Source organism: Xenorhabdus entomophaga (assembly GCF_037996725.1).
GTDB lineage: Bacteria > Pseudomonadota > Gammaproteobacteria > Enterobacterales > Enterobacteriaceae > Xenorhabdus > Xenorhabdus khoisanae.
Map to the genome: position 1 here is coordinate 28,011 of NZ_JBBMXH010000026.1, position 18,546 is coordinate 46,556.

General features: G+C 44.3%; 17 protein-coding genes and 1 tRNA gene. 11 read left to right on the plus strand and 7 right to left on the minus strand.

Annotation, left to right across the window (positions count from 1 at the left end; genetic code table 11):
• Positions 1 to 110 precede the first annotated feature (110 nt).
• Positions 111 to 1,061 (plus strand): uridine-preferring nucleoside hydrolase UriH, encoded by a 951-nt coding sequence (uriH, locus tag AAC854_RS07650; RefSeq protein ID WP_340616571.1) that lies wholly within the window; start codon positions 111 to 113, stop codon positions 1,059 to 1,061.
• Positions 1,062 to 1,373: 312 nt separating this feature from the next.
• Here uriH and AAC854_RS07655 read toward each other — a convergent pair whose 3' ends face one another.
• Entirely contained in the window at positions 1,374 to 1,613 is a 240-nt protein-coding gene (locus AAC854_RS07655; protein WP_340616572.1) for a helix-turn-helix domain-containing protein, read from the minus strand.
• Positions 1,614 to 1,762: 149 nt separating this feature from the next.
• Between AAC854_RS07655 and AAC854_RS07660 the strand changes: the two genes are divergently transcribed.
• Positions 1,763 to 1,975 carry a helix-turn-helix domain-containing protein gene (locus tag AAC854_RS07660; protein WP_047963844.1) on the plus strand — a complete coding sequence of 71 codons (213 nt, stop codon included), beginning with the start codon at positions 1,763 to 1,765 and terminating at the stop codon, positions 1,973 to 1,975.
• Positions 1,976 to 2,035: 60 nt separating this feature from the next.
• Here AAC854_RS07660 and sugE read toward each other — a convergent pair whose 3' ends face one another.
• Together sugE and efp are read right to left on the minus strand one after the other, a co-directional pair.
• Positions 2,036 to 2,350 (minus strand): quaternary ammonium compound efflux SMR transporter SugE, encoded by a 315-nt coding sequence (sugE, locus tag AAC854_RS07665; protein ID WP_340616573.1) that lies wholly within the window; start codon positions 2,348 to 2,350, stop codon positions 2,036 to 2,038.
• Positions 2,351 to 2,554: 204 nt separating this feature from the next.
• Entirely contained in the window at positions 2,555 to 3,121 is a 567-nt protein-coding gene (efp, locus tag AAC854_RS07670) for an elongation factor P (protein WP_047963842.1), read from the minus strand.
• Positions 3,122 to 3,162: 41 nt separating this feature from the next.
• Between efp and epmB the strand changes: the two genes are divergently transcribed.
• Positions 3,163 to 4,191 carry an EF-P beta-lysylation protein EpmB gene (epmB, locus tag AAC854_RS07675; RefSeq protein WP_340616574.1) on the plus strand — a complete coding sequence of 343 codons (1,029 nt, stop codon included), beginning with the start codon at positions 3,163 to 3,165 and terminating at the stop codon, positions 4,189 to 4,191.
• A 222-nt stretch (positions 4,192 to 4,413) separates the two neighbouring features.
• Here the strand turns inward: epmB and AAC854_RS07680 are convergent, their stop codons facing one another.
• The 4 genes from AAC854_RS07680 to AAC854_RS07695 form a co-directional block, all read right to left on the minus strand.
• Positions 4,414 to 4,755 (minus strand): DUF4156 domain-containing protein, encoded by a 342-nt coding sequence (locus tag AAC854_RS07680; protein ID WP_340616575.1) that lies wholly within the window; start codon positions 4,753 to 4,755, stop codon positions 4,414 to 4,416.
• 93 nt (positions 4,756 to 4,848) lie between these two features.
• Positions 4,849 to 6,495, minus strand: coding sequence for a chaperonin GroEL (gene groL, locus AAC854_RS07685; protein ID WP_340616576.1), 1,647 nt, complete (start codon positions 6,493 to 6,495; stop codon positions 4,849 to 4,851).
• A gap of 53 nt (positions 6,496 to 6,548) precedes the next feature.
• On the minus strand, positions 6,549 to 6,842 hold the full coding sequence (locus AAC854_RS07690) for a co-chaperone GroES (RefSeq protein ID WP_047963838.1): 294 nt from the start codon (positions 6,840 to 6,842) through the stop codon (positions 6,549 to 6,551).
• 175 nt (positions 6,843 to 7,017) lie between these two features.
• On the minus strand, positions 7,018 to 7,569 hold the full coding sequence (locus tag AAC854_RS07695) for an FxsA family protein (protein ID WP_340616577.1): 552 nt from the start codon (positions 7,567 to 7,569) through the stop codon (positions 7,018 to 7,020).
• Between the two features lie 394 nt (positions 7,570 to 7,963).
• Here AAC854_RS07695 and aspA point away from each other — a divergent pair, with 394 nt between their 5' ends.
• The 8 genes from aspA (at position 7,964) to AAC854_RS07735 (ending at position 17,566) form a co-directional block, all read left to right on the plus strand.
• The gene (aspA, locus tag AAC854_RS07700) at positions 7,964 to 9,388 is read left to right on the plus strand and encodes an aspartate ammonia-lyase (protein WP_340616578.1); all 1,425 of its coding nucleotides are present in this window, start codon (positions 7,964 to 7,966) and stop codon (positions 9,386 to 9,388) included.
• A 140-nt stretch (positions 9,389 to 9,528) separates the two neighbouring features.
• On the plus strand, positions 9,529 to 10,830 hold the full coding sequence (locus tag AAC854_RS07705; protein WP_340616579.1) for an anaerobic C4-dicarboxylate transporter: 1,302 nt from the start codon (positions 9,529 to 9,531) through the stop codon (positions 10,828 to 10,830).
• Between the two features lie 212 nt (positions 10,831 to 11,042).
• The gene (locus tag AAC854_RS07710; RefSeq protein WP_340616580.1) at positions 11,043 to 12,773 is read left to right on the plus strand and encodes a protein-disulfide reductase DsbD; all 1,731 of its coding nucleotides are present in this window, start codon (positions 11,043 to 11,045) and stop codon (positions 12,771 to 12,773) included.
• Between the two features lie 18 nt (positions 12,774 to 12,791).
• Positions 12,792 to 13,364 (plus strand): division control transcriptional repressor DicD, encoded by a 573-nt coding sequence (gene dicD, locus AAC854_RS07715; protein ID WP_340616581.1) that lies wholly within the window; start codon positions 12,792 to 12,794, stop codon positions 13,362 to 13,364.
• Between the two features lie 129 nt (positions 13,365 to 13,493).
• Positions 13,494 to 13,569: transfer RNA gene (locus AAC854_RS07720), tRNA-Phe, on the plus strand.
• A gap of 165 nt (positions 13,570 to 13,734) precedes the next feature.
• Positions 13,735 to 15,006 (plus strand): tyrosine-type recombinase/integrase, encoded by a 1,272-nt coding sequence (locus tag AAC854_RS07725; protein WP_340616582.1) that lies wholly within the window; start codon positions 13,735 to 13,737, stop codon positions 15,004 to 15,006.
• 139 nt (positions 15,007 to 15,145) lie between these two features.
• Entirely contained in the window at positions 15,146 to 15,352 is a 207-nt protein-coding gene (locus AAC854_RS07730) for a helix-turn-helix transcriptional regulator (RefSeq protein WP_340616583.1), read from the plus strand.
• A 213-nt stretch (positions 15,353 to 15,565) separates the two neighbouring features.
• Entirely contained in the window at positions 15,566 to 17,566 is a 2,001-nt protein-coding gene (locus AAC854_RS07735; RefSeq protein ID WP_340616586.1) for an AAA family ATPase, read from the plus strand.
• Positions 17,567 to 18,546 lie beyond the last annotated feature (980 nt).

The following is an 18,546-nucleotide window of genomic DNA, read 5'->3' on the forward strand; positions in this document are numbered from 1 at the left end:
ATACTGAATTATTCTGAAAGGGATATTTGCATGTGTGCCTAATAAGTTTCGGATTGTAACCAAAACAGCCGCCTGAAAGATGAAAGGCATAATCACTAAAAGGAACAAATATGCTACCCAAGAAAATTATCCTTGATTGCGATCCCGGGCATGATGATGCCATTGCTCTCTTGCTTGCTCACGGAAATCCAAATATTGAACTATTGGCTGTAACGACCGTCGTTGGCAACCAAACTCTGAATAAAGTAACCCATAATGCGCTGTGCGTTGCCCGAATTGCCAATATTAGCAATATTCCTTTCGCAGCAGGATGCCATCGACCACTCGTTCGGGAGATCAAAACAGCACCGGACATTCATGGCGAGACTGGCCTGGATGGCCCTATTCTGCCTGAACCAGCAATGAGGTTGGATGCCCGTCATGCAGTGGATTTAATCATTGATGTGATTATGGAAAATCCGCCTAAAAGCGTCACTCTGGTTCCGACTGCGGGTCTGACGAATATCGCCATGGCTGCACGCAAAGCTCCGCAGATCGTCGAGCGAGTGAAAGAAGTGGTATTGATGGGAGGCGGCTACCACAAAGGTAACAGAAGCGCTGTTGCTGAATTTAATATTTTGATCGATCCGGAAGCCGCACACATTGTTTTTAATGAAAAATGGCCTCTGACAATGGTGGGTTTAGATCTCACTCATCAGGCTCAAGCGACGCCTGAAGTTATTGAGAAGATTGCCCAGATTAAAACACATTCTGCTCAATTCGTTTTGGATGCACTCCAATTTTATGGGGACAGGTATCGTGAGAGCCAAGGATTTGGTTATCCTCCGGTTCACGATCCTTGTGCGGTGGCCTATGTGATCGACCCTACTGTTATGACGACCCAAAAAGTCCCCGTCAATATTGAGCTAACCGGAGCCTTAACAACAGGAATGACAGTCGCAGATTTCCGTTTTCCACCGCCTGAAGATTGCCACACACAAGTTGCCGTTAAATTGGATCAAGCTAAATTTTGGCAATTAGTGATCGATGCGTTGAAAAACATTGGCGAAACAACTTATTGAACTTACAAGTCATAAGTCTGTTCGGGAAGAGCCCGCTTAATCATCATGCGAATATATCCTTTGACCATTGAGACGGCCCCTTGATTCAGTGGTTAAAGGAAATTCTATTCAACAAGTCTTATCCCCATCAGCAGCACTTCATAATATGTCAAAAACACATATCATATTTAAAAAAAGAATATAAGTTACAAACAATCACGAGCAAAATTGAGGATCGCCTTCATCATTCAGATCGTAGTCAATAAATTGAATGATGAAGGAGAAGAAAGAATGACGTTTTTTATTGCAGAGAAGTGCTATCGATAATTAGCCCTAATGAGGCGGAAGCATTGTTTTAAAATCAAACAGATCATTCAGTTCAATCTGTAATCCATTGGCAATCACATAAATAATTTCTAAGGTAGGATTTCTGACGCCGCGTTCAATACCGCTGACATAAGTTCGATCTAATCCACATTTATCGGCAAAAGCCTCCTGCGACATCCCTGCTTCTTTCCTGAGATATCTAATTCTTTGCCCAAAAAGGGATCTGATGTTGTTCGATGTTTTCATCCGATAAGTATCGATTCGTGTTACTTATCCGACCACGGACTATGAGTCACTATTCAATTTGAGTTATGATATGATGTGTGACTTATAGTCTACTGTTTAATAACTTACTTTTTAATTGAAAAAACGATAGCTAATTGGAGATCTTAAGGATGGAAAAAAAAGACTGGCATTCCGCTGATATTATTGCTGAATTGAAAAAACGTGGGACAACATTATCAGAAGTATCACGAGAGGCAGGGCTTGCATCATCAACCCTTGCCAATGCCCTACAACGACATTGGCCGAAAGGCGAACGTCTTATCGCGACAGCATTAGAGCGCACGCCAGAAGAAATATGGCCTTCGCGCTATGAAAGAAAATAATCAAAAATAGAACCCAGCGCAGTGCTGGGTTCATTTATAAACCGATCCATTTATAAAACATCAACTCGCTAGTTTTAAACCGATAATACCCGCAACGATCAAGCCAAGGCTCAAAATTCTGGCGAAATTCACTGATTCTCCCAGTACCATAATGCCAAAAATTGCCGTTCCCACTGCACCAATGCCTGTCCACACTGCATATGCGGTTCCTGCGGGCAGATTTTTCATGGCATAGGCCAATAGCCCTACACTAACAGCCATCGCACCGATCGTAATTAGACTCGGAATCAGACGTGAAAAACCATGCGTATATTTCAGGCTTACCGCCCACACCACTTCTAACAAACCCGCAATAAGAAGGATCAACCAAGACATGTCTTTCCCTTTTTATATGATGACAAGTGGGGTCGTCCCCAATGAGATGACGTTTATCCGAGTCGTCCCGAATAACGATAAGAAATGAAGCTGAATTATAGCTATCCGATCTGGCTGCTGCAATGATGGCGACCAACGGCTGACAACAAAAAACCGCAACCTCTGGACGAAGAGGCTGCGGTTTCTCTAGAATAACGGGCTCGATTATTTAACGCGAGAAACGTATTCGTTAGAACGGGTATCGACTTTAATGACTTCACCGATCTGCACAAACAGAGGCACTTTTACCACAGCACCCGTGCTCAGGGTTGCTGGTTTACCACCAGTACCAGCGGTATCGCCTTTCAGACCTGGATCGGTTTCAACCACTTCCAGCTCAACGAAGTTTGGTGGAGTTACAATGATAGGACGGCCATTCCACAGAGTTAGAATACATTCTGCCTGATCGATCAGCCATTTTGCATTGTCACCAACGGCTTTCTCATCCGCAGCTAACTGCTCGAAAGTCTCGTTGTTCATGAAATGCCAGAATTCACCGTCGTTGTACAAATAAGTCAGGTTGGCATCCATGACATCTGCACTTTCAACAGAATCTGTTGATTTAAAAGTTTTTTCCAGCAGTTTACCAGAAATCAGTTTACGAAGACGGACACGGGCAAATGCCTGTCCTTTACCTGGTTTAACAAATTCGCTGTCAAGAATAGCGCACGGCTCGCCATCTAACATGATTTTAAGACCTGAACGGAATTCATTGGTACTATAAGTAGCCATGGAGATCCTCTAATTTTTAACAAAATGGCTTAGCCAAAAAAATGGCACACATTATAACCCATATTCACCCTGTCAGAGAAGTCTGGCTAAAACAACTTGCGGATGTTATTACTGATCCGAATGAATTGTTGCAACTATTGTCTTTAAACACGCATGCCATATTGAAAGAAGGTAATGAGGCAAAGCGTTTATTTCCCCTGCGTGTGCCAAGAGCGTTTGTAGCACGAATGAAAAAGGGCGATCCCCGAGATCCTCTGTTATTGCAAGTCCTGACTTCCCGGGAAGAGTTTGCTACGCCTTCTGGTTTCTCCACCGATCCATTAGATGAACAATGCAGTGTTGTACCTGGCTTATTGCATAAGTACCACAATCGCGCCTTGTTATTGGTCAAAGGGGGATGTGCGGTAAATTGTCGTTATTGTTTCCGCCGTCATTTCCCTTATGAAGATAACAAGGGCAATAAAAACAACTGGCAGCTTGCTCTGGATTATATCGCTCAACACCCTGAGCTTGATGAAATTATCTTTTCCGGTGGTGATCCTCTGATGGCAAAAGATCATGAGCTGGATTGGTTAATCAGTCACATTGAATCTATCCCACACATTAAGCGGCTGCGGATCCACACGCGTTTGCCAGTTGTTATCCCTGACAGAATCACGCTTTCACTGTGTAACCGTTTAGCACAAACCCATTTGCAAGTGATCATGGTCACCCATATCAACCATGCCAATGAAATTGATGATGCCTTCCGGGAAAGTATGATGAGGCTGAAACAAGCTGGTGTGACTCTGTTAAATCAAAGTGTGATGCTACGTGATGTCAATGATAATGCAGATATTCTGGCTGATTTAAGTAACGCGCTATTTGATGCAGGTATTTTGCCTTACTACATCCACATTCTGGATAAAGTTCAAGGTGCTGCCCATTTTCTTGTGAGTGATGGAGAAGCAAAAGCCATTATGCGGGAATTATTGTCAAAGATATCCGGTTACTTAGTGCCTTGTCTGACAAGGGAAATCGGGGGAGAACCAAGCAAAACGCCTCTGGATTTAGAGTTAAAACAAAATTAGTGCCCATCAATCACTGAGCGGGCTGACTTCATCATTGAAGATTTTCAGAATGGGCAGCGCCAGAAACCAAACGTATATGTCATTATGGCTATTTCAAAACGTTTTTTCTGAGCATTGCCCAAACTTATTTTTCACTAACCCCATCGATTTTTATATCCACTTCGGATAGACAACACCATCTCTTCTACGGGGCTATCTCTTTTATTTTTCTGCCATTAATGCCTAAGGGCACTTATAGACCTGACCGACCATTTTGCTATCAAGAGGTACAAAGCTACCCAGCAAATTCTCCGATGGACTGTTTACGCCATAGATGACGTTTCCACCAATTTCAGCAGCTTTATTGCGTAAGTCATTGGCTGCACTGCGCATAGAACTGCTCTCGCCGCTAACACCATTGAGCCAGTTGCTTTGCGTACCGGTAATTTCACCTAACCGCTGGCATTCACTGCCCGGTTGAGTCTCCACAAATTGCACATTAGCGCCAGCGGAGGTTAACTGATGATTCGTTGTACATCCTGCCAATAATAATACTGACGCACCAATTAAAATTTTAATTCGCATAACTTCCCTCAAAAAAGGCGAGCAAGTTTTTCCTGCTCGCCTTCAAAGTGTTGTCCTAACGGATGGGCAATTCCATCATCAGGATGAACAGCACTACATCATGCCGCCCATTCCACCCATGCCGCCCATACCGCCAGCTGCACCTAAGTCAGCTTTGTCATCTTTAGGCAGTTCAGTCACCATCGCTTCGGTGGTGATCATCAGGCCAGCGATAGAAGCTGCGAATTGCAGTGCAGAACGGGTTACTTTAGTTGGATCCAAGATACCCATTTCGATCATGTCGCCGTACTGTTCAGTTGAAGCGTTATAACCGTAGTTGTCTTTACCTGCTTTCACGTTGTTCACAACAACAGAAGGTTCTTCACCTGCGTTGTCTACGATCTGACGCATTGGCGCTTCCATTGCACGCATTGCAACACGGATACCAACGTTCTGATCTTCGTTGTCACCAGTCAGGCCAGCGATAGCGCCAGCAACACGAACCAGTGCAACACCGCCACCAGCAACAACACCTTCTTCTACTGCTGCGCGAGTTGCGTGCAGAGCATCATCAACGCGAGCGCGTTTTTCTTTCATTTCAACTTCAGTCGCTGCACCTACTTTGATAACAGCAACACCGCCTGCCAGTTTAGCTACGCGCTCTTGCAGTTTTTCACGGTCATAGTCAGAAGTGGATTCTTCGATTTGCTGGCGAATTTGAGTAACACGAGCAGCAATTGTACTTTCTTCACCTACACCATCAATGATGGTAGTGGTGTCTTTGTTGATAACAATACGTTTTGCCTGACCCAGATCTTCCAGAGTCGCTTTTTCCAGCTCCAGACCGATCTCTTCAGAGATAACAGTACCGTTAGTCAGAGTTGCGATATCTTGCAGCATTGCTTTACGGCGATCACCGAAGCCTGGTGCTTTAACCGCAGCAACTTTCACGATACCACGCATGTTGTTAACAACCAGAGTTGCCAACGCTTCACCTTCAACATCTTCAGCGATGATAACCAGAGGCTTGCTTGCCTTGGCTACGCCTTCCAGAACTGGCAACAGTTCACGGATGTTAGAGATTTTCTTGTCAACCAACAGGATGTATGGGTTTTCCAGTTCAACAGCACCTGATTCAGGTTTGTTGATGAAATAAGGAGACAGGTAACCACGGTCGAACTGCATGCCTTCAACAACATCCAGTTCATCTTCCAGACCAGTACCTTCTTCAACGGTGATTACACCTTCTTTACCGACTTTGTCCATCGCTTCAGCGATCAGTTTACCTACAGTTTCGTCGGAGTTTGCAGAGATTGTACCAACCTGTGCAATAGCAGTGGAATCAGAGCAAGGTACGGACAGTTTTTTCAACTCTTCAACGGCAGAAATAACTGCTTTGTCGATACCGCGTTTCAGATCCATTGGGTTCATGCCAGCAGCAACAGCTTTCAGACCTTCGGTGACAATCGATTGAGCCAGTACTGTTGCAGTAGTAGTACCATCGCCTGCCGCATCATTGGCTTTAGAGGCAACTTCTTTAACCATCTGCGCACCCATGTTCTCGAATTTGTCTTCCAATTCGATTTCACGTGCTACAGATACACCGTCTTTAGTGATAACAGGTGCACCGAAAGATTTATCCAAAACTACGTTACGACCTTTAGGGCCCAGAGTGACTTTAACTGCGTCAGCCAGTACATTCACACCGCGTAACATTTTGCTACGAGCATCATTACCAAATTTTACGTCTTTAGCTGCCATTGTGTCTTTCCTTTAAATTCTCAATTAAGAAGATCTAAGCGCAAGGGACTAGATTACGCTTCAACAATTGCCAGAATGTCGCTTTCAGACATGATCAATACTTCTTCATTATCGATCTTCTCTGTTTTAACGCCGTAACCTTCATTAAAAATGACGGTATCACCCACTTTTACATCCAGCGCTTTCACTTCCCCATTTTCAAGGATGCGACCATTGCCAACTGCCAAAATTTCTCCACGGGTGGATTTGCCCGCCGCAGAACCAGTCAGAACAATCCCGCCAGCGGATTTTGATTCAACTTCTGTACGCTTGACGATAACGCGGTCGTGTAATGGACGAATGTTCATTGATAGATCTCCTATAAATAAAGTCCATATCAGGTAAGAGGATTGATACCAGAACCCAACAGAACCAGTACCATGAAGCTACAAGTTGGGGCTTAAGATCGGTACTTCAAGGGTGGCGACAAAAAATATTTTACTTTTTTATTACCCATTGAAATTCCAGACCAAGCAGACACCATTATTTTTTGTTGTGTTCACTGCCAGATTCATCATGATTTTTTTGATCATCTGGTTTCTGACCACCCAATGTATAGGAAGCGTCATCTTGCCTACGCTCATACTCTCCCTCAAAGGTCTGCCCGTTCTGGTGGTTCGGGCCATGATTATTCGAACCCGAACTATGATTATTTGAACCATAAAAGGCATTGGGACGGTAAAAATTGATATGGGGCAACAGCTTTGCCGTCAGAAGCTTCTGTACAGGCGGCAGCAGCAACAGCAACCCGAGAAAATCAGTGAAAAAACCGGGCACGATCAGTAAGAATCCCGCAAGGACCAAAGAAACACTTTTGATGGCTTCTTCGGCAGGGCTTTCACCCGCTGCAATTTTTTGCTGCATAGACATAAAATTCTTAATGCCCTGGTTACGTACAAGAGACACACCAAGACAAGAAGTAAGAATAACCAGCAGCAGAGTCAGCAAGACCCCAACTTCAGAGGCAATCCGGACAAACAGGACAGACTCAATGTAAACCAGCAGGCATATAAGAATAAGTGGGAGCCAGCGCACGCGGTTCTCCTTTCATTATTTATCGTTCACACTATTTATTGTTTGTCGCAGTAAATATCGATCATCACAATATTTATCATTCATATTGTGTCAGATACACACAATATGGCGTTAGATCACATAATGTGGGGATGATAGTAACAGTTTTCAATACTTCAGAAAGTTGACTTTCCATCTCTGTAATCGTGACTTCAATCACACATATGTGATTTCATTAATAAAATAGCACTATAAAGTGATCCAGGTTCAAGGCATTTATAATAAATCCACATATGATCGCGCACACAATTCCATGATAAGTGATTAATATCAAGGCAATTGTCGCCGGCAACATTATTCTAAACAAACACGTAATAGAACAGTAAAAAACGTATCCAACTTTAAGAAGGTTCTCATGTCAAACAACATTCGTATCGAAGAAGACCTGTTAGGTAAACGAGAAGTCCCTGCTGATGCCTATTATGGTATTCACACTCTGCGTGCGATTGAAAACTTTTATATCAGTGACCGTACTATCAACGATGTCCCAGAGTTCATTCGTGGCATGGTCATGGTGAAAAAAGCTGCGGCACTGGCAAACAAAGAACTCCATACTATTCCAGGAAAAGTTGCAGATATTATTGTCAAAGCTTGTGATGAACTCCTCAACACTGGCAAATGTATGGACCAATTCCCTGTTGATGTCTTCCAAGGCGGCGCAGGTACTTCTCTGAACATGAATACCAATGAGGTACTGGCGAATATCGGTCTGGAATTGATGGGACATAAAAAAGGCGAATATGAGTACCTGAACCCGAATGATCACCTGAACAGAAGCCAGTCAACCAACGATGCTTACCCTACTGGTTTCCGTATTGCTGTCTATAACTCACTGATGCAATTAATTGAGTCTATTGAGTTGCTGAAAGCAGGGTTCGACAGAAAAGGCGCTGAATTCGACGATATCCTGAAGATGGGACGTACCCAATTGCAAGACGCTGTTCCAATGACACTGGGTCAAGAATTCCGGGCTTTCTCTATTTTGTTGAAAGAAGAAATCAAAAACATCGCCCGCACGGCAGAACTTCTGCTGGAAGTGAACCTCGGCGCAACTGCGATCGGTACTGGCTTGAATACTGCGCCAGGTTACCAACAATTAGTCATTGAAAAATTGGCCGAAGTCACAGGATTACCTTGCCAACCCGCAGAAGATTTGATCGAAGCGACTTCCGACTGCGGTGCTTACGTGATGGTTCACAGCGCGTTGAAACGTCTGGCTGTTAAGATGTCCAAGATTTGTAATGACTTGCGCCTGCTCTCTTCCGGCCCTCGCGCTGGTTTTAACGAAATCAACCTGCCAGAATTGCAGGCAGGTTCTTCAATCATGCCAGCTAAAGTTAACCCGGTTGTACCAGAAGTTGTTAACCAGGTTTGCTTTAAAGTCATTGGTAACGATACCTGTATCACTATGGCAGCAGAAGCCGGTCAGTTGCAGCTTAACGTCATGGAACCCGCGATTGGTCAGGCCATGTTTGAATCTATGTCTATCCTGAGCAACGCTTGCCGTAATCTGGTTGAGAAGTGTATCAACGGTATTACCGCCAATAAAGAAGTGTGCGAAAGATTTGTATTCAACTCCATTGGTATAGTTACTTATCTAAACCCATTCATCGGTCACCACAATGGCGATATCGTGGGCAAGATCTGTGCTGAAACCGGTAAGAGCGTTCGTGAAGTTGTGCTGGAGCGCGGCTTGCTGACTGAAGCTCAGTTAGATGATATTTTCTCCGTTGAGAACCTAAAACATCCAACTTATAAAGCAAAACGTTTTGATGACTGATTAAATGTTTATAATAACGAGTTCGTCTTAATTATTAAGGCACGCCATTCCAACCGGAAGCGTGCCTTTTTAATTGTCTGCAAACACAAAGTATTAACCATAAGTTTTCATAAGATCAAATAAATTAAGGAGTACGTAACATGTTAGCCGTAGAATTGGTTATTGTTCTGCTGGCCATTTTTCTGGGGGCACGATTAGGGGGAATAGGTATTGGTTTTGCAGGGGGGATTGGCGTATTAATCCTTGCAGCCATTGGTGTTAAACCTGGCCATATTCCATTTGATGTTATCTCCATTATCATGGCTGTTATCGCAGCAATATCTGCCATGCAAGTGGCGGGAGGGCTGGACTATTTAGTTCAGCAAACTGAAAAATTACTGCGAAGGAATCCGAAATACATCACCATACTGGCACCTATCGTCACTTATTTTCTGACTTTATTTGCCGGTACGGGAAACATTTCATTGGCAACATTGCCCGTTATTGCAGAAGTCGCCAAAGAGCAGGGCATCAAGCCATGCCGGCCACTCTCCACTGCTGTTGTTTCTGCCCAAATCGGGATCACGGCTTCCCCTATTTCTGCGGCAGTTGTTTACATGGCATCAGTTATGGAAGAGCAAGGCATCAGTTATATTCATTTGCTGATGGTGTTACTACCCGCAACGTTTTGTGCCATCATTCTGATGTCATTCATTATTTCATGGCTTTTTGATTCCAAACTGTCTAATGATCCAATTTACCAAAAGCGCCTTGCGGATAATCTGATAGAAATGCGCGGTGCCAGCCAAATTCAAATTAAACCCAAAGCAAAATTGTCTGTTCTCCTGTTCTTGCTGGGAGTTATTAGTGTTGTTATCTATGCCATTATCAACAGCCCAAGCGTTGGTCTGGTTGAAAAACCACTAATGAGCACCACCAATGCCATTCTCATCATCATGCTCAGTGTTGCCACCCTCACCACCGTCATTTGCTCAGTGGATACCGATGCCATCCTGAACTCAAGTACCTTTAAAACGGGCATGAGTGCATGTATCTGTATCTTGGGTGTTGCATGGCTGGGAGATACTTTTGTACAGGCTAATATTGACTGGATCAAAGAGACAGCAGGAAGCCTGATTCATGCCCAACCATGGCTGTTGGCGATCATTTTCTTCTTCTGTTCAGCGTTGCTCTATTCACAAGCAGCCACAGCGAAGGCTCTGATGCCAATGGCACTGGCGCTGCATGTTACGCCATTAACCGCGATTGCTTCTTTCTCTGCGGTTTCCGGTCTCTTTATCCTGCCAACTTATCCGACATTAGTTGCGGCGGTACAGATGGATGATACAGGAACTACGCGTATTGGGCGTTTTGTTTTCAACCATCCATTCTTTATTCCGGGAACCATTGCCGTTGTATTGGCTGTCACATTCGGCTTTCTGTTTGGCGGTATGATCTTGTAGTTTTATTCATCGATCGAACATTTGGAAATATTATCTCAGGGGCAATAACGCCCCTGAGATATTTCCATCGTAAAAATCTTTTTTCTCCCCCCAAAACAGCATTGTATTAATATTAATCAAGTGGCTTTCTGCTATGAGCATCATCGGTTATAGTGCTGACTAAATAAATTTTACGAATCAATTCAACGATACAGGCAGGCCAAAGATTACTTATGATGAAACGTATTCTCATGTTGTTTCTGCTGTTCAGCGGTATCGCTTTTTCTCCTATCAAAGCCAACGCACTGTTTGAACAACCGGGGCAAAGTCTCTACCTTCCTGCTGATCAGGCATTTATGTTTGATTTTCAGCAACAAGGAAATAAACTCACACTGAACTGGGATATCAAACCCGGTTACTACCTCTATCGAAAACAATTCAGGATTATTCCCAAGCAAGCTTCATTGGGTGATATTGTTTATGCCAAGGGAATAGATCATGAGGATGAGTTTTTTGGGAAGAGTGAAGTTTATTTTCAATCAGCGCGCATTGATGTTCCTATTTTATCCGCCACCAATGACGCTTCTCTTGAGATAATTTATCAGGGATGTGCAGAGGCGGGTTATTGTTATCCTCCTGAAACATTAAGCGTACCATTACAAGTAGTGGTTGCTTCAGACCAATCAAATAATGAAACCGCAGTATCCCAGCAGGAAAGCCCCCAAACCAAAGAACATGAGGTTCCATTTTCCCCATTATGGGCGTTGTTGATTGGTATTGGCATCGCTTTTACACCTTGTGTACTGCCCATGTATCCTCTGATTTCCAGCATTATTCTGGGCCAGAAACGCCCCGAAAGCCTGAAACGAATATTTTGGCTCGCCATAAGTTACGTTCAGGGAATGGCACTTACTTATACCGTGCTTGGATTAATCGTCGCGGCTGCGGGTCTGCAATTTCAGATTGCCCTGCAAAGCCCTTACATTTTGATCGGGCTGTCAGTGCTATTTATTTTGCTTTCCCTGTCAATGTTCGGGCTATATAACCTACAACTTCCTTCTTCTGTCCAAACTCGTTTGGTGGATTGGAGCAACAAACAGCAAAGCGGCTCTTATATTGGCGTATTTAGCATGGGTGCCTTAGCCGGATTGATAGCCTCTCCCTGCACTACTGCACCACTCAGCGCCATTTTGCTCTATATCGCCCAAAGCGGTAATACGCTGGTTGGCGGTCTGACTCTTTATCTTTACGCATTGGGTATGGGGTTACCGCTTATCGCTGTCACATTATTCGGCCACAAACTCCTGCCTCGCAGCGGCCCGTGGATGCAATACGTTAAAGAAGCCTTCGGGTTCATTATTCTGGCTCTGCCGGTATTCTTACTGGAGCGCGTTCTTGGTGACACATGGGGCATCAAATTGTGGAGTATGCTGGCGGTTGCATTCTTAGGATGGGCTTTCGCATTAACATTAAACAGCAAAAACGGCTGGCTACGTACTTTACAAATTCTCTTGCTGGCTCTGGCACTTATCGCTTCACGCCCCTTGCAAGATTGGATGTGGGGAACGCCTACGGCAGAACAGCAAAAGACAGCAATAAAATTCCAACAAATCAGTGACTGGCAAGAATTAAGCCAAATTTTAGCCGAAAATCGTCATCAGCCAATTATGTTGGATTTGTATGCTGACTGGTGTGTGGCCTGCAAGGAGTTCGAAAAATATACTTTCAGTGATCCACAAGTACAGGCACAATTGAGTCAATTCCTCCTGTTACAGGCAAATGTCACAGATAACGGGCCAAAACAGAAAGAATTACTACACAAATTGCAGGTAAGAGGGCTGCCCACTATCTTGTTCTTTGATATTCAAGGAAAAGAGTTAATCGATTCACGAGTCAATGGATTTATGAATGCAGAACGTTTTAACCAGCATGTGCAGCAAATACAGCATTTACAACAAAAATAATCTGGAAGGAGAGCCACCGTGCAACGTGAATATGTGCTTAGCCATGCCCTGAACTTATTGGAACAACATGGCCTGTCAGCAACACTGGAGACACTTTTAACTCCCCTGAATATTGATATTGACCATATAAAACATTTTTGGCCTGATCGTGAGGCCCTGCTCTACGATTGCTTACGCTACCACAGCCAACAGATTGAGATCTGGCAACGCCAAATCCTGCTGGATGAAGATTTGACCCCTGAACAAAAATTATTAGCCCGCTTTGATGCTCTCAAGGAAAAAGTACAGGAACAGCGTTATCCGGGTTGCCTGTTCATCGCAGCTTGCAGCACTTTCCCTGATGCAGACCATCCGATCCATCAATTGGCAGAATTGCAAAAACAAAACTCCTTCCATTATTCAACGGAGTTATTGCAGCAACTCGACATTGAAGATGTTCAACAAATCGCCAAACAGATGGAACTTATCCTTGAAGGATGTCTTAGTAAGCTACTCGTGAAAAGAGATCTTGAAGATGTCCTGACGGCAAAACTGCTGGCTGAGGATATTATAACCATCGCAAAATGCCGAAAAAATGGGGCGTTAAGTTAATAAAAAGCGGCCCAAGCTGAATAACCACACTAAGTTGGTATAAAAATACAGCGAACAATCAATTTTAATGATTTTTTCACAGAAAGTGTTTGACGGATTGGGCTGAATACGGTTTAATGCGCCCCGTTAGCCCGGATAGCTCAGTCGGTAGAGCAGGGGATTGAAAATCCCCGTGTCCTTGGTTCGATTCCGAGTCCGGGCACCACTTCAACTTCCAGTGAAGTCCAGCCCAGTAAAACAATTCCTGTCAAATCCAGCAAAATCAACACTATTATCTATTTCTACGTCTAGTTTCGTCTGTTGCAATCAAGATGCAGCGAAGGGCATAATTCGGGGCACTTACCGTTCGATTACAGGAATGCCCTTAATAATGAAACTAAACGCACGGCAAATCGAAACTGCAAAACCCAAAGAAAGAACCTACAAACTCGCCGATGGCGGCGGTCTTTATTTAGAAGTCACTACTCGTGGCTCGAAATACTGGCGAATGAAGTATTACCGCCCCACCGATAAGAAAGAAGACCGTCTGGCGTTCGGCGTTTATCCGGCGGTATCATTAGCTGATGCCCGTGCTAAACGCGATGAAGCCAAAAAGCTGATGGCACAAGGCATTGATCCCAAAGCTGAGAAAATAGGTGCGCCCTCGCCTGCCAAAGTGAATACCTTTGAACAGGTCGCCCGTGCATGGCACGCCAGTAACAAACGCTGGAGCGACAGCCACCGTCAAAAAGTGCTGCGCAGCCTTGAGCAGTATATTTTCCCGCATATCGGCTCCCGCGATATTACCACATTACGTACCAGCCAGCTTTTAGCTCCGGTCAAGGCCATTGATGAACAGGGCAAACATGATATTGCTCAACGTCTACGGCAGCGCACCACAGCTATCATGCGCTATGCAGTCCAGAATGATATTCTGGAGTCCAACCCAGCTAATGATATGGCCGGCGCACTCACCACCACAAAATCCCGTCACCATCCCGCACTGCCCCATGAATACTTGCCTGACTTTTTAGCTCGCTTATCTTCCTATCGCGGGCGCTTACTGACCAAGATCGCGGTAGAACTGGCGCTGCTAACATTTGTCCGCTCCAGTGAGCTGAGATTTGCCCGCTGGCAGGAAATCGACCTTGAAAATGCGGTGTGGAAGATTCCAGCCACAAGGCAACCCATTAAAGGCGTTCGCTTTTCTGAGCGCGGTATGAAAATGAAAACCGATCACCTTGTACCGTTGAGCCGTCAGGCTGTTTTGCTTATCAAATCGTTGCAGGCACTGAGCGGTAACTGCGAAGTGATGTTCCCCAGTGATCATAACTCCGCGAAAGTCATGAGTGAAAACACCGTTAATAAGGCATTACGGGCGATGGGTTACGACACCCAAACCGACGTCTGCGGGCATGGCTTCCGCACGATGGCGCGCGGCGCAATGGGGGAATCCGGCCTGTGGAGCGATGACGCCATCGAACGCCAGCTCAGTCATATCGAACGCAACAACGTCCGGGCAGCCTATATTCATACGTCTAAATATCTGGACGAACGGCGGCTGATGGTGCAGTGGTGGGCGGATTATCTGGATGCAAACCGGGAAAAGGCCATTACACCGTATGACTTCGCCAAACCGCTGCGTGACAGAAAAAACCTCTAGTACAATTTGCAACCCGTTAATTTTCATCGGGAGAAAAACAATTAACGCTGTTCATTTAATCTTGCTTTTTAAATAATCCGCCTGTCATCAAGCAACGTCCACAATGAGCGCTCAGGGACTCGGTAACAGGAGAATTAATATGACAATGACAGCATTGAAAACCAGCCTGATTCGTTTGCCGGAAGTGCAGCGCAGAACAGGTTATAGCAAAGCGTGGATCTACAAACTGATTAGCGATGGTGAATTTCCGAAACAGGTCAAAATCGGCCCACGTTCCATCGCCTTTATTGAAGCTGAAATTGATAACTGGATTGTTCAGCGGATCGCGGAATCGCGAGCGGCATAACGCAGAAAAAACTATGACATAAGAAACGTACTATAAAACACAACGCCCCAGTGTGCTGAGAACACATCTGAGGCGTATCACCAACAACCATTAAGCAAGGTAAAAATGATGGCTGATACACAGCATACCCAAACTCGCCCTAAATTTACAGTTCAAAAAACATCAAATATCCCAAAACCGCTTGACCTGATCCAAACCGTAAAAACCTCCGCCATGTATTCCTGGCAAAACCTGCTGCCTGCCTGTGGCATCACTGTTCCGGCAAAAGGTAAACATGGTGCCTGTCCGGTTTGTGGCGGCACTGACCGCTTTCACTTTATCGACGACCATCATCACGGCAACTGGTACTGTCGCCAGTGTGATGCGCCGAACTATGGTGATGGGCTGGATTTAGTGGCTAGAACCAATGGGATCTCGATTCTTGAAGCAGCAAAAGTGGTTGCTAACGTGCAGGCATTGCCTTTACTGGAACTCAAGCCCGCCAAAGAAACCATCTATCCAACACAGCCCATTGCCGAAAGAGTGGCGGCACTGATGGCGCAAGCTGTCATCGGGCAATCTCCCTATCTGACGACAAAAGGGCTGCATTATCCTAATCAACGACTGTTGCCTGATAATTCGGCAGTGTTGGCTCTGACAACACTGGATAAAAAAGTAACAGGTGCGCAGATTATCAAACCCAATGGTGAGAAAAAATTACTGTCCGGCAGCCAGAAAAAAAGCGCGTTTATTGCGTTGTCAGAACTGGGAGAGCAACCTGACACGGTGATCATTACCGAAGGTTATGCCACGGCACTAACGGTTAACCAACTTTATAAAGGTACTGTTTTGGCGGCACTGGATGCAGGCAATTTGTATTCTGTCGCAAAAGCCGTTCGGGAACGCTGGCCTGACACGAAAATCATTATTGCAGCAGATAATGACTGGTATCATCCCGATGAATTGGAGAAAAACGGCAAACCCAAAACAAATATTGGCAAAATTTCAGCAGAAAAAGCGGCTCTTGCGGTTAATGGCTGGGTCACATTGCCACCGGATAATATCAAAGCTGATTGGGACGATTATCGGCAACAACACGGCATTGAAGTAACAAAGCAGGCATTCAGTAACGGGTTATATCAGGCAGGGAAACCAATGAACCGTCACACAATAGAAAGCCGTCGTTATGACAATGTTGAAAGCATTTACCCTAATCGCAAAACAAAATTACCACTATCAATCGGCTCAGAAGGCTTTGATACCCAGTTAGACTACGTGGTTAAAGGTATTATTCCGGCGCATTCCCTATGCAGCATTTACGGAGCGAGTGGATCATACAAAAGTTTTCTGGCGGGCGCATGGGGCTGTCATATTGCTACAGGTAAGGCATGGGCAGGAAAACAGGTTGCGCAGGGTTCTGTACTGTACGTTGTCGGTGAAGGCGGGATCGGCGTACCCCGGCGCATCAAAGCATGGGAAATCGTCAATGGTCAGGCTGTTGAAAATATGTATCTGATCAACACCCCAGTATTTCCGGCCTCGCCTGCCGAAGTGCATGAACTGGTGATTGCCGCCCAACAGGTTGAAGCTGAAACAGGTAAACCTGTCCGCCTGATTATTCTGGACACCCTCGCTCGTTGTTTTGGTGGGGCTGATGAAAATGATTCAAAAGATATGGGTGCGTTCGTCCGGGGCTGTGATGAATTAAAAGCCAAAACAGGGGCAAGCATTCTCGTGGTTCACCATTCAGGCAAGGATGAAAGCAAAGGGGCTAGAGGTTCCAGTGCCTTTCGTGCTGCGCTGGATGTTGAATACCGGATCAACCGGGAAGGAAAAAAAGGCGGTGCGCTGGTTATCACCTGTACCAAAATGAAAGATGCCGAAGAACCGGAAACCAAAGCCTATGATATGCGCGTGGTGGAGCTTTTTACTGATAAAGACGGTGAGGATATTACGTCACTGGCTCTGATTGACAGGCCACGTGATCCGGTTGAAGAAGAAGACATCGGTCATATTTCCAATAAAACCGATAACCACACAGCATTGTGGCAATGCATCCGGTCGCGCACTGCTCTGAGAGAACCTTGCAATATTACCCTTGTCCGTGATGATTTAAAAGCTATGGGCGTGAATGTGAAGAATTTCAGCCGCTGGTTGACCAAGTTAGAGCAAGAAAAGTTGATTACCCGCAACGGGCAGGAACTCACCATTGTTAACCAGAATAATGAAAATTAAAAAATGAGTAAAAAAGTGAGGAGTGGTGAGGAGAAGGATTTTACAACTCACCGTTTTCCTCACTTTTCTTGCATATATACAGAAAAAGTGAGGAGCACTAATCATATTGATTTTTAAGGATAAAAAATCATGAATTCCTCACCTGTTTTCGCAGTGAGGAAAACAAAAAGTGAGGAGAAAAATGAGGAGTTGATGAGGAGGAAAAATCTTTTTTGGCTAGTGTTTTTTCAGCTCTCCATGTTACCGGGCTAATGCATTAGCCCGGTAACATGGAGAAGACAAGTGCAGCGCGTCAGTGTGGTTTTATTAAACGAGAAACTCTTTCTGGCTGGCAATCAGTTTGGCACTACAGGCCATGTACATTCCTTCTAACATGAGGAATCTTAATCAATTTCTTGTAACTGAAACCATGGTAATGTAGTTATTTCGCTATTCCTACCATAGTGAAAACAATCTGCTAGCATTCCCAGATATAAGCCACAATTTGTGCGGTGGTATACATCAAACTTACCGTTATATTATCAATTAATTCAATAAATCACTCAACATACAAATGACTTGTAGAACCACAATTTTCAGAGATGAGTTTCTCCTGAGAGAAGAAATTCTTAAGATGACTACTCAGGTACTTTCATGAATGAATTTATTATATAAATGCAAGTATTTTTGAAATTATAGTTATTATGCGAATCATGTAATTAAAGAAATTAATGTTTTAAATTTTTATTTATTATAATACTTTCTTATAAACTAACAAATAAATCAAATAAATTTGAATTAATTAAATTTTAAAAATGTATACAATCTGTTTAATGTCTGTAAAGTAGAATTATTCAGATTTACATGACAAATGAAAATAAGCAGATCATCTTGGATTCACATATTAAGTGCAACATCGTTATAAACGAAGTAAATGAGTTTTTGTACCTTTAAATAGCTCATCCGGCGTATTGTAACCCCGTGTTTTTCGTGGTCGCTTA

What these genes read in the sequence shown, in the direction of transcription:
- epmB (WP_340616574.1), top strand. Translation starts at nt 3,163, where the DNA reads ATGGCACACATTATAACCCATATTCACCCTGTCAGAGAAGTCTGGCTA.
- efp (WP_047963842.1), bottom strand. Translation starts at nt 3,121, where the DNA reads ATGGCTACTTATAGTACCAATGAATTCCGTTCAGGTCTTAAAATCATG.
- AAC854_RS07690 (WP_047963838.1), bottom strand. Translation starts at nt 6,842, where the DNA reads ATGAACATTCGTCCATTACACGACCGCGTTATCGTCAAGCGTACAGAA.
- AAC854_RS07705 (WP_340616579.1), top strand. Translation starts at nt 9,529, where the DNA reads ATGTTAGCCGTAGAATTGGTTATTGTTCTGCTGGCCATTTTTCTGGGG.
- AAC854_RS07725 (WP_340616582.1), top strand. Translation starts at nt 13,735, where the DNA reads ATGAAACTAAACGCACGGCAAATCGAAACTGCAAAACCCAAAGAAAGA.
- AAC854_RS07735 (WP_340616586.1), top strand. Translation starts at nt 15,566, where the DNA reads ATGTATTCCTGGCAAAACCTGCTGCCTGCCTGTGGCATCACTGTTCCG.
- aspA (WP_340616578.1), top strand. Translation starts at nt 7,964, where the DNA reads ATGTCAAACAACATTCGTATCGAAGAAGACCTGTTAGGTAAACGAGAA.
- AAC854_RS07680 (WP_340616575.1), bottom strand. Translation starts at nt 4,755, where the DNA reads ATGCGAATTAAAATTTTAATTGGTGCGTCAGTATTATTATTGGCAGGA.
- AAC854_RS07660 (WP_047963844.1), top strand. Translation starts at nt 1,763, where the DNA reads ATGGAAAAAAAAGACTGGCATTCCGCTGATATTATTGCTGAATTGAAA.
- AAC854_RS07710 (WP_340616580.1), top strand. Translation starts at nt 11,043, where the DNA reads ATGATGAAACGTATTCTCATGTTGTTTCTGCTGTTCAGCGGTATCGCT.
- AAC854_RS07730 (WP_340616583.1), top strand. Translation starts at nt 15,146, where the DNA reads ATGACAATGACAGCATTGAAAACCAGCCTGATTCGTTTGCCGGAAGTG.
- sugE (WP_340616573.1), bottom strand. Translation starts at nt 2,350, where the DNA reads ATGTCTTGGTTGATCCTTCTTATTGCGGGTTTGTTAGAAGTGGTGTGG.
- groL (WP_340616576.1), bottom strand. Translation starts at nt 6,495, where the DNA reads ATGGCAGCTAAAGACGTAAAATTTGGTAATGATGCTCGTAGCAAAATG.
- uriH (WP_340616571.1), top strand. Translation starts at nt 111, where the DNA reads ATGCTACCCAAGAAAATTATCCTTGATTGCGATCCCGGGCATGATGAT.
- AAC854_RS07655 (WP_340616572.1), bottom strand. Translation starts at nt 1,613, where the DNA reads ATGAAAACATCGAACAACATCAGATCCCTTTTTGGGCAAAGAATTAGA.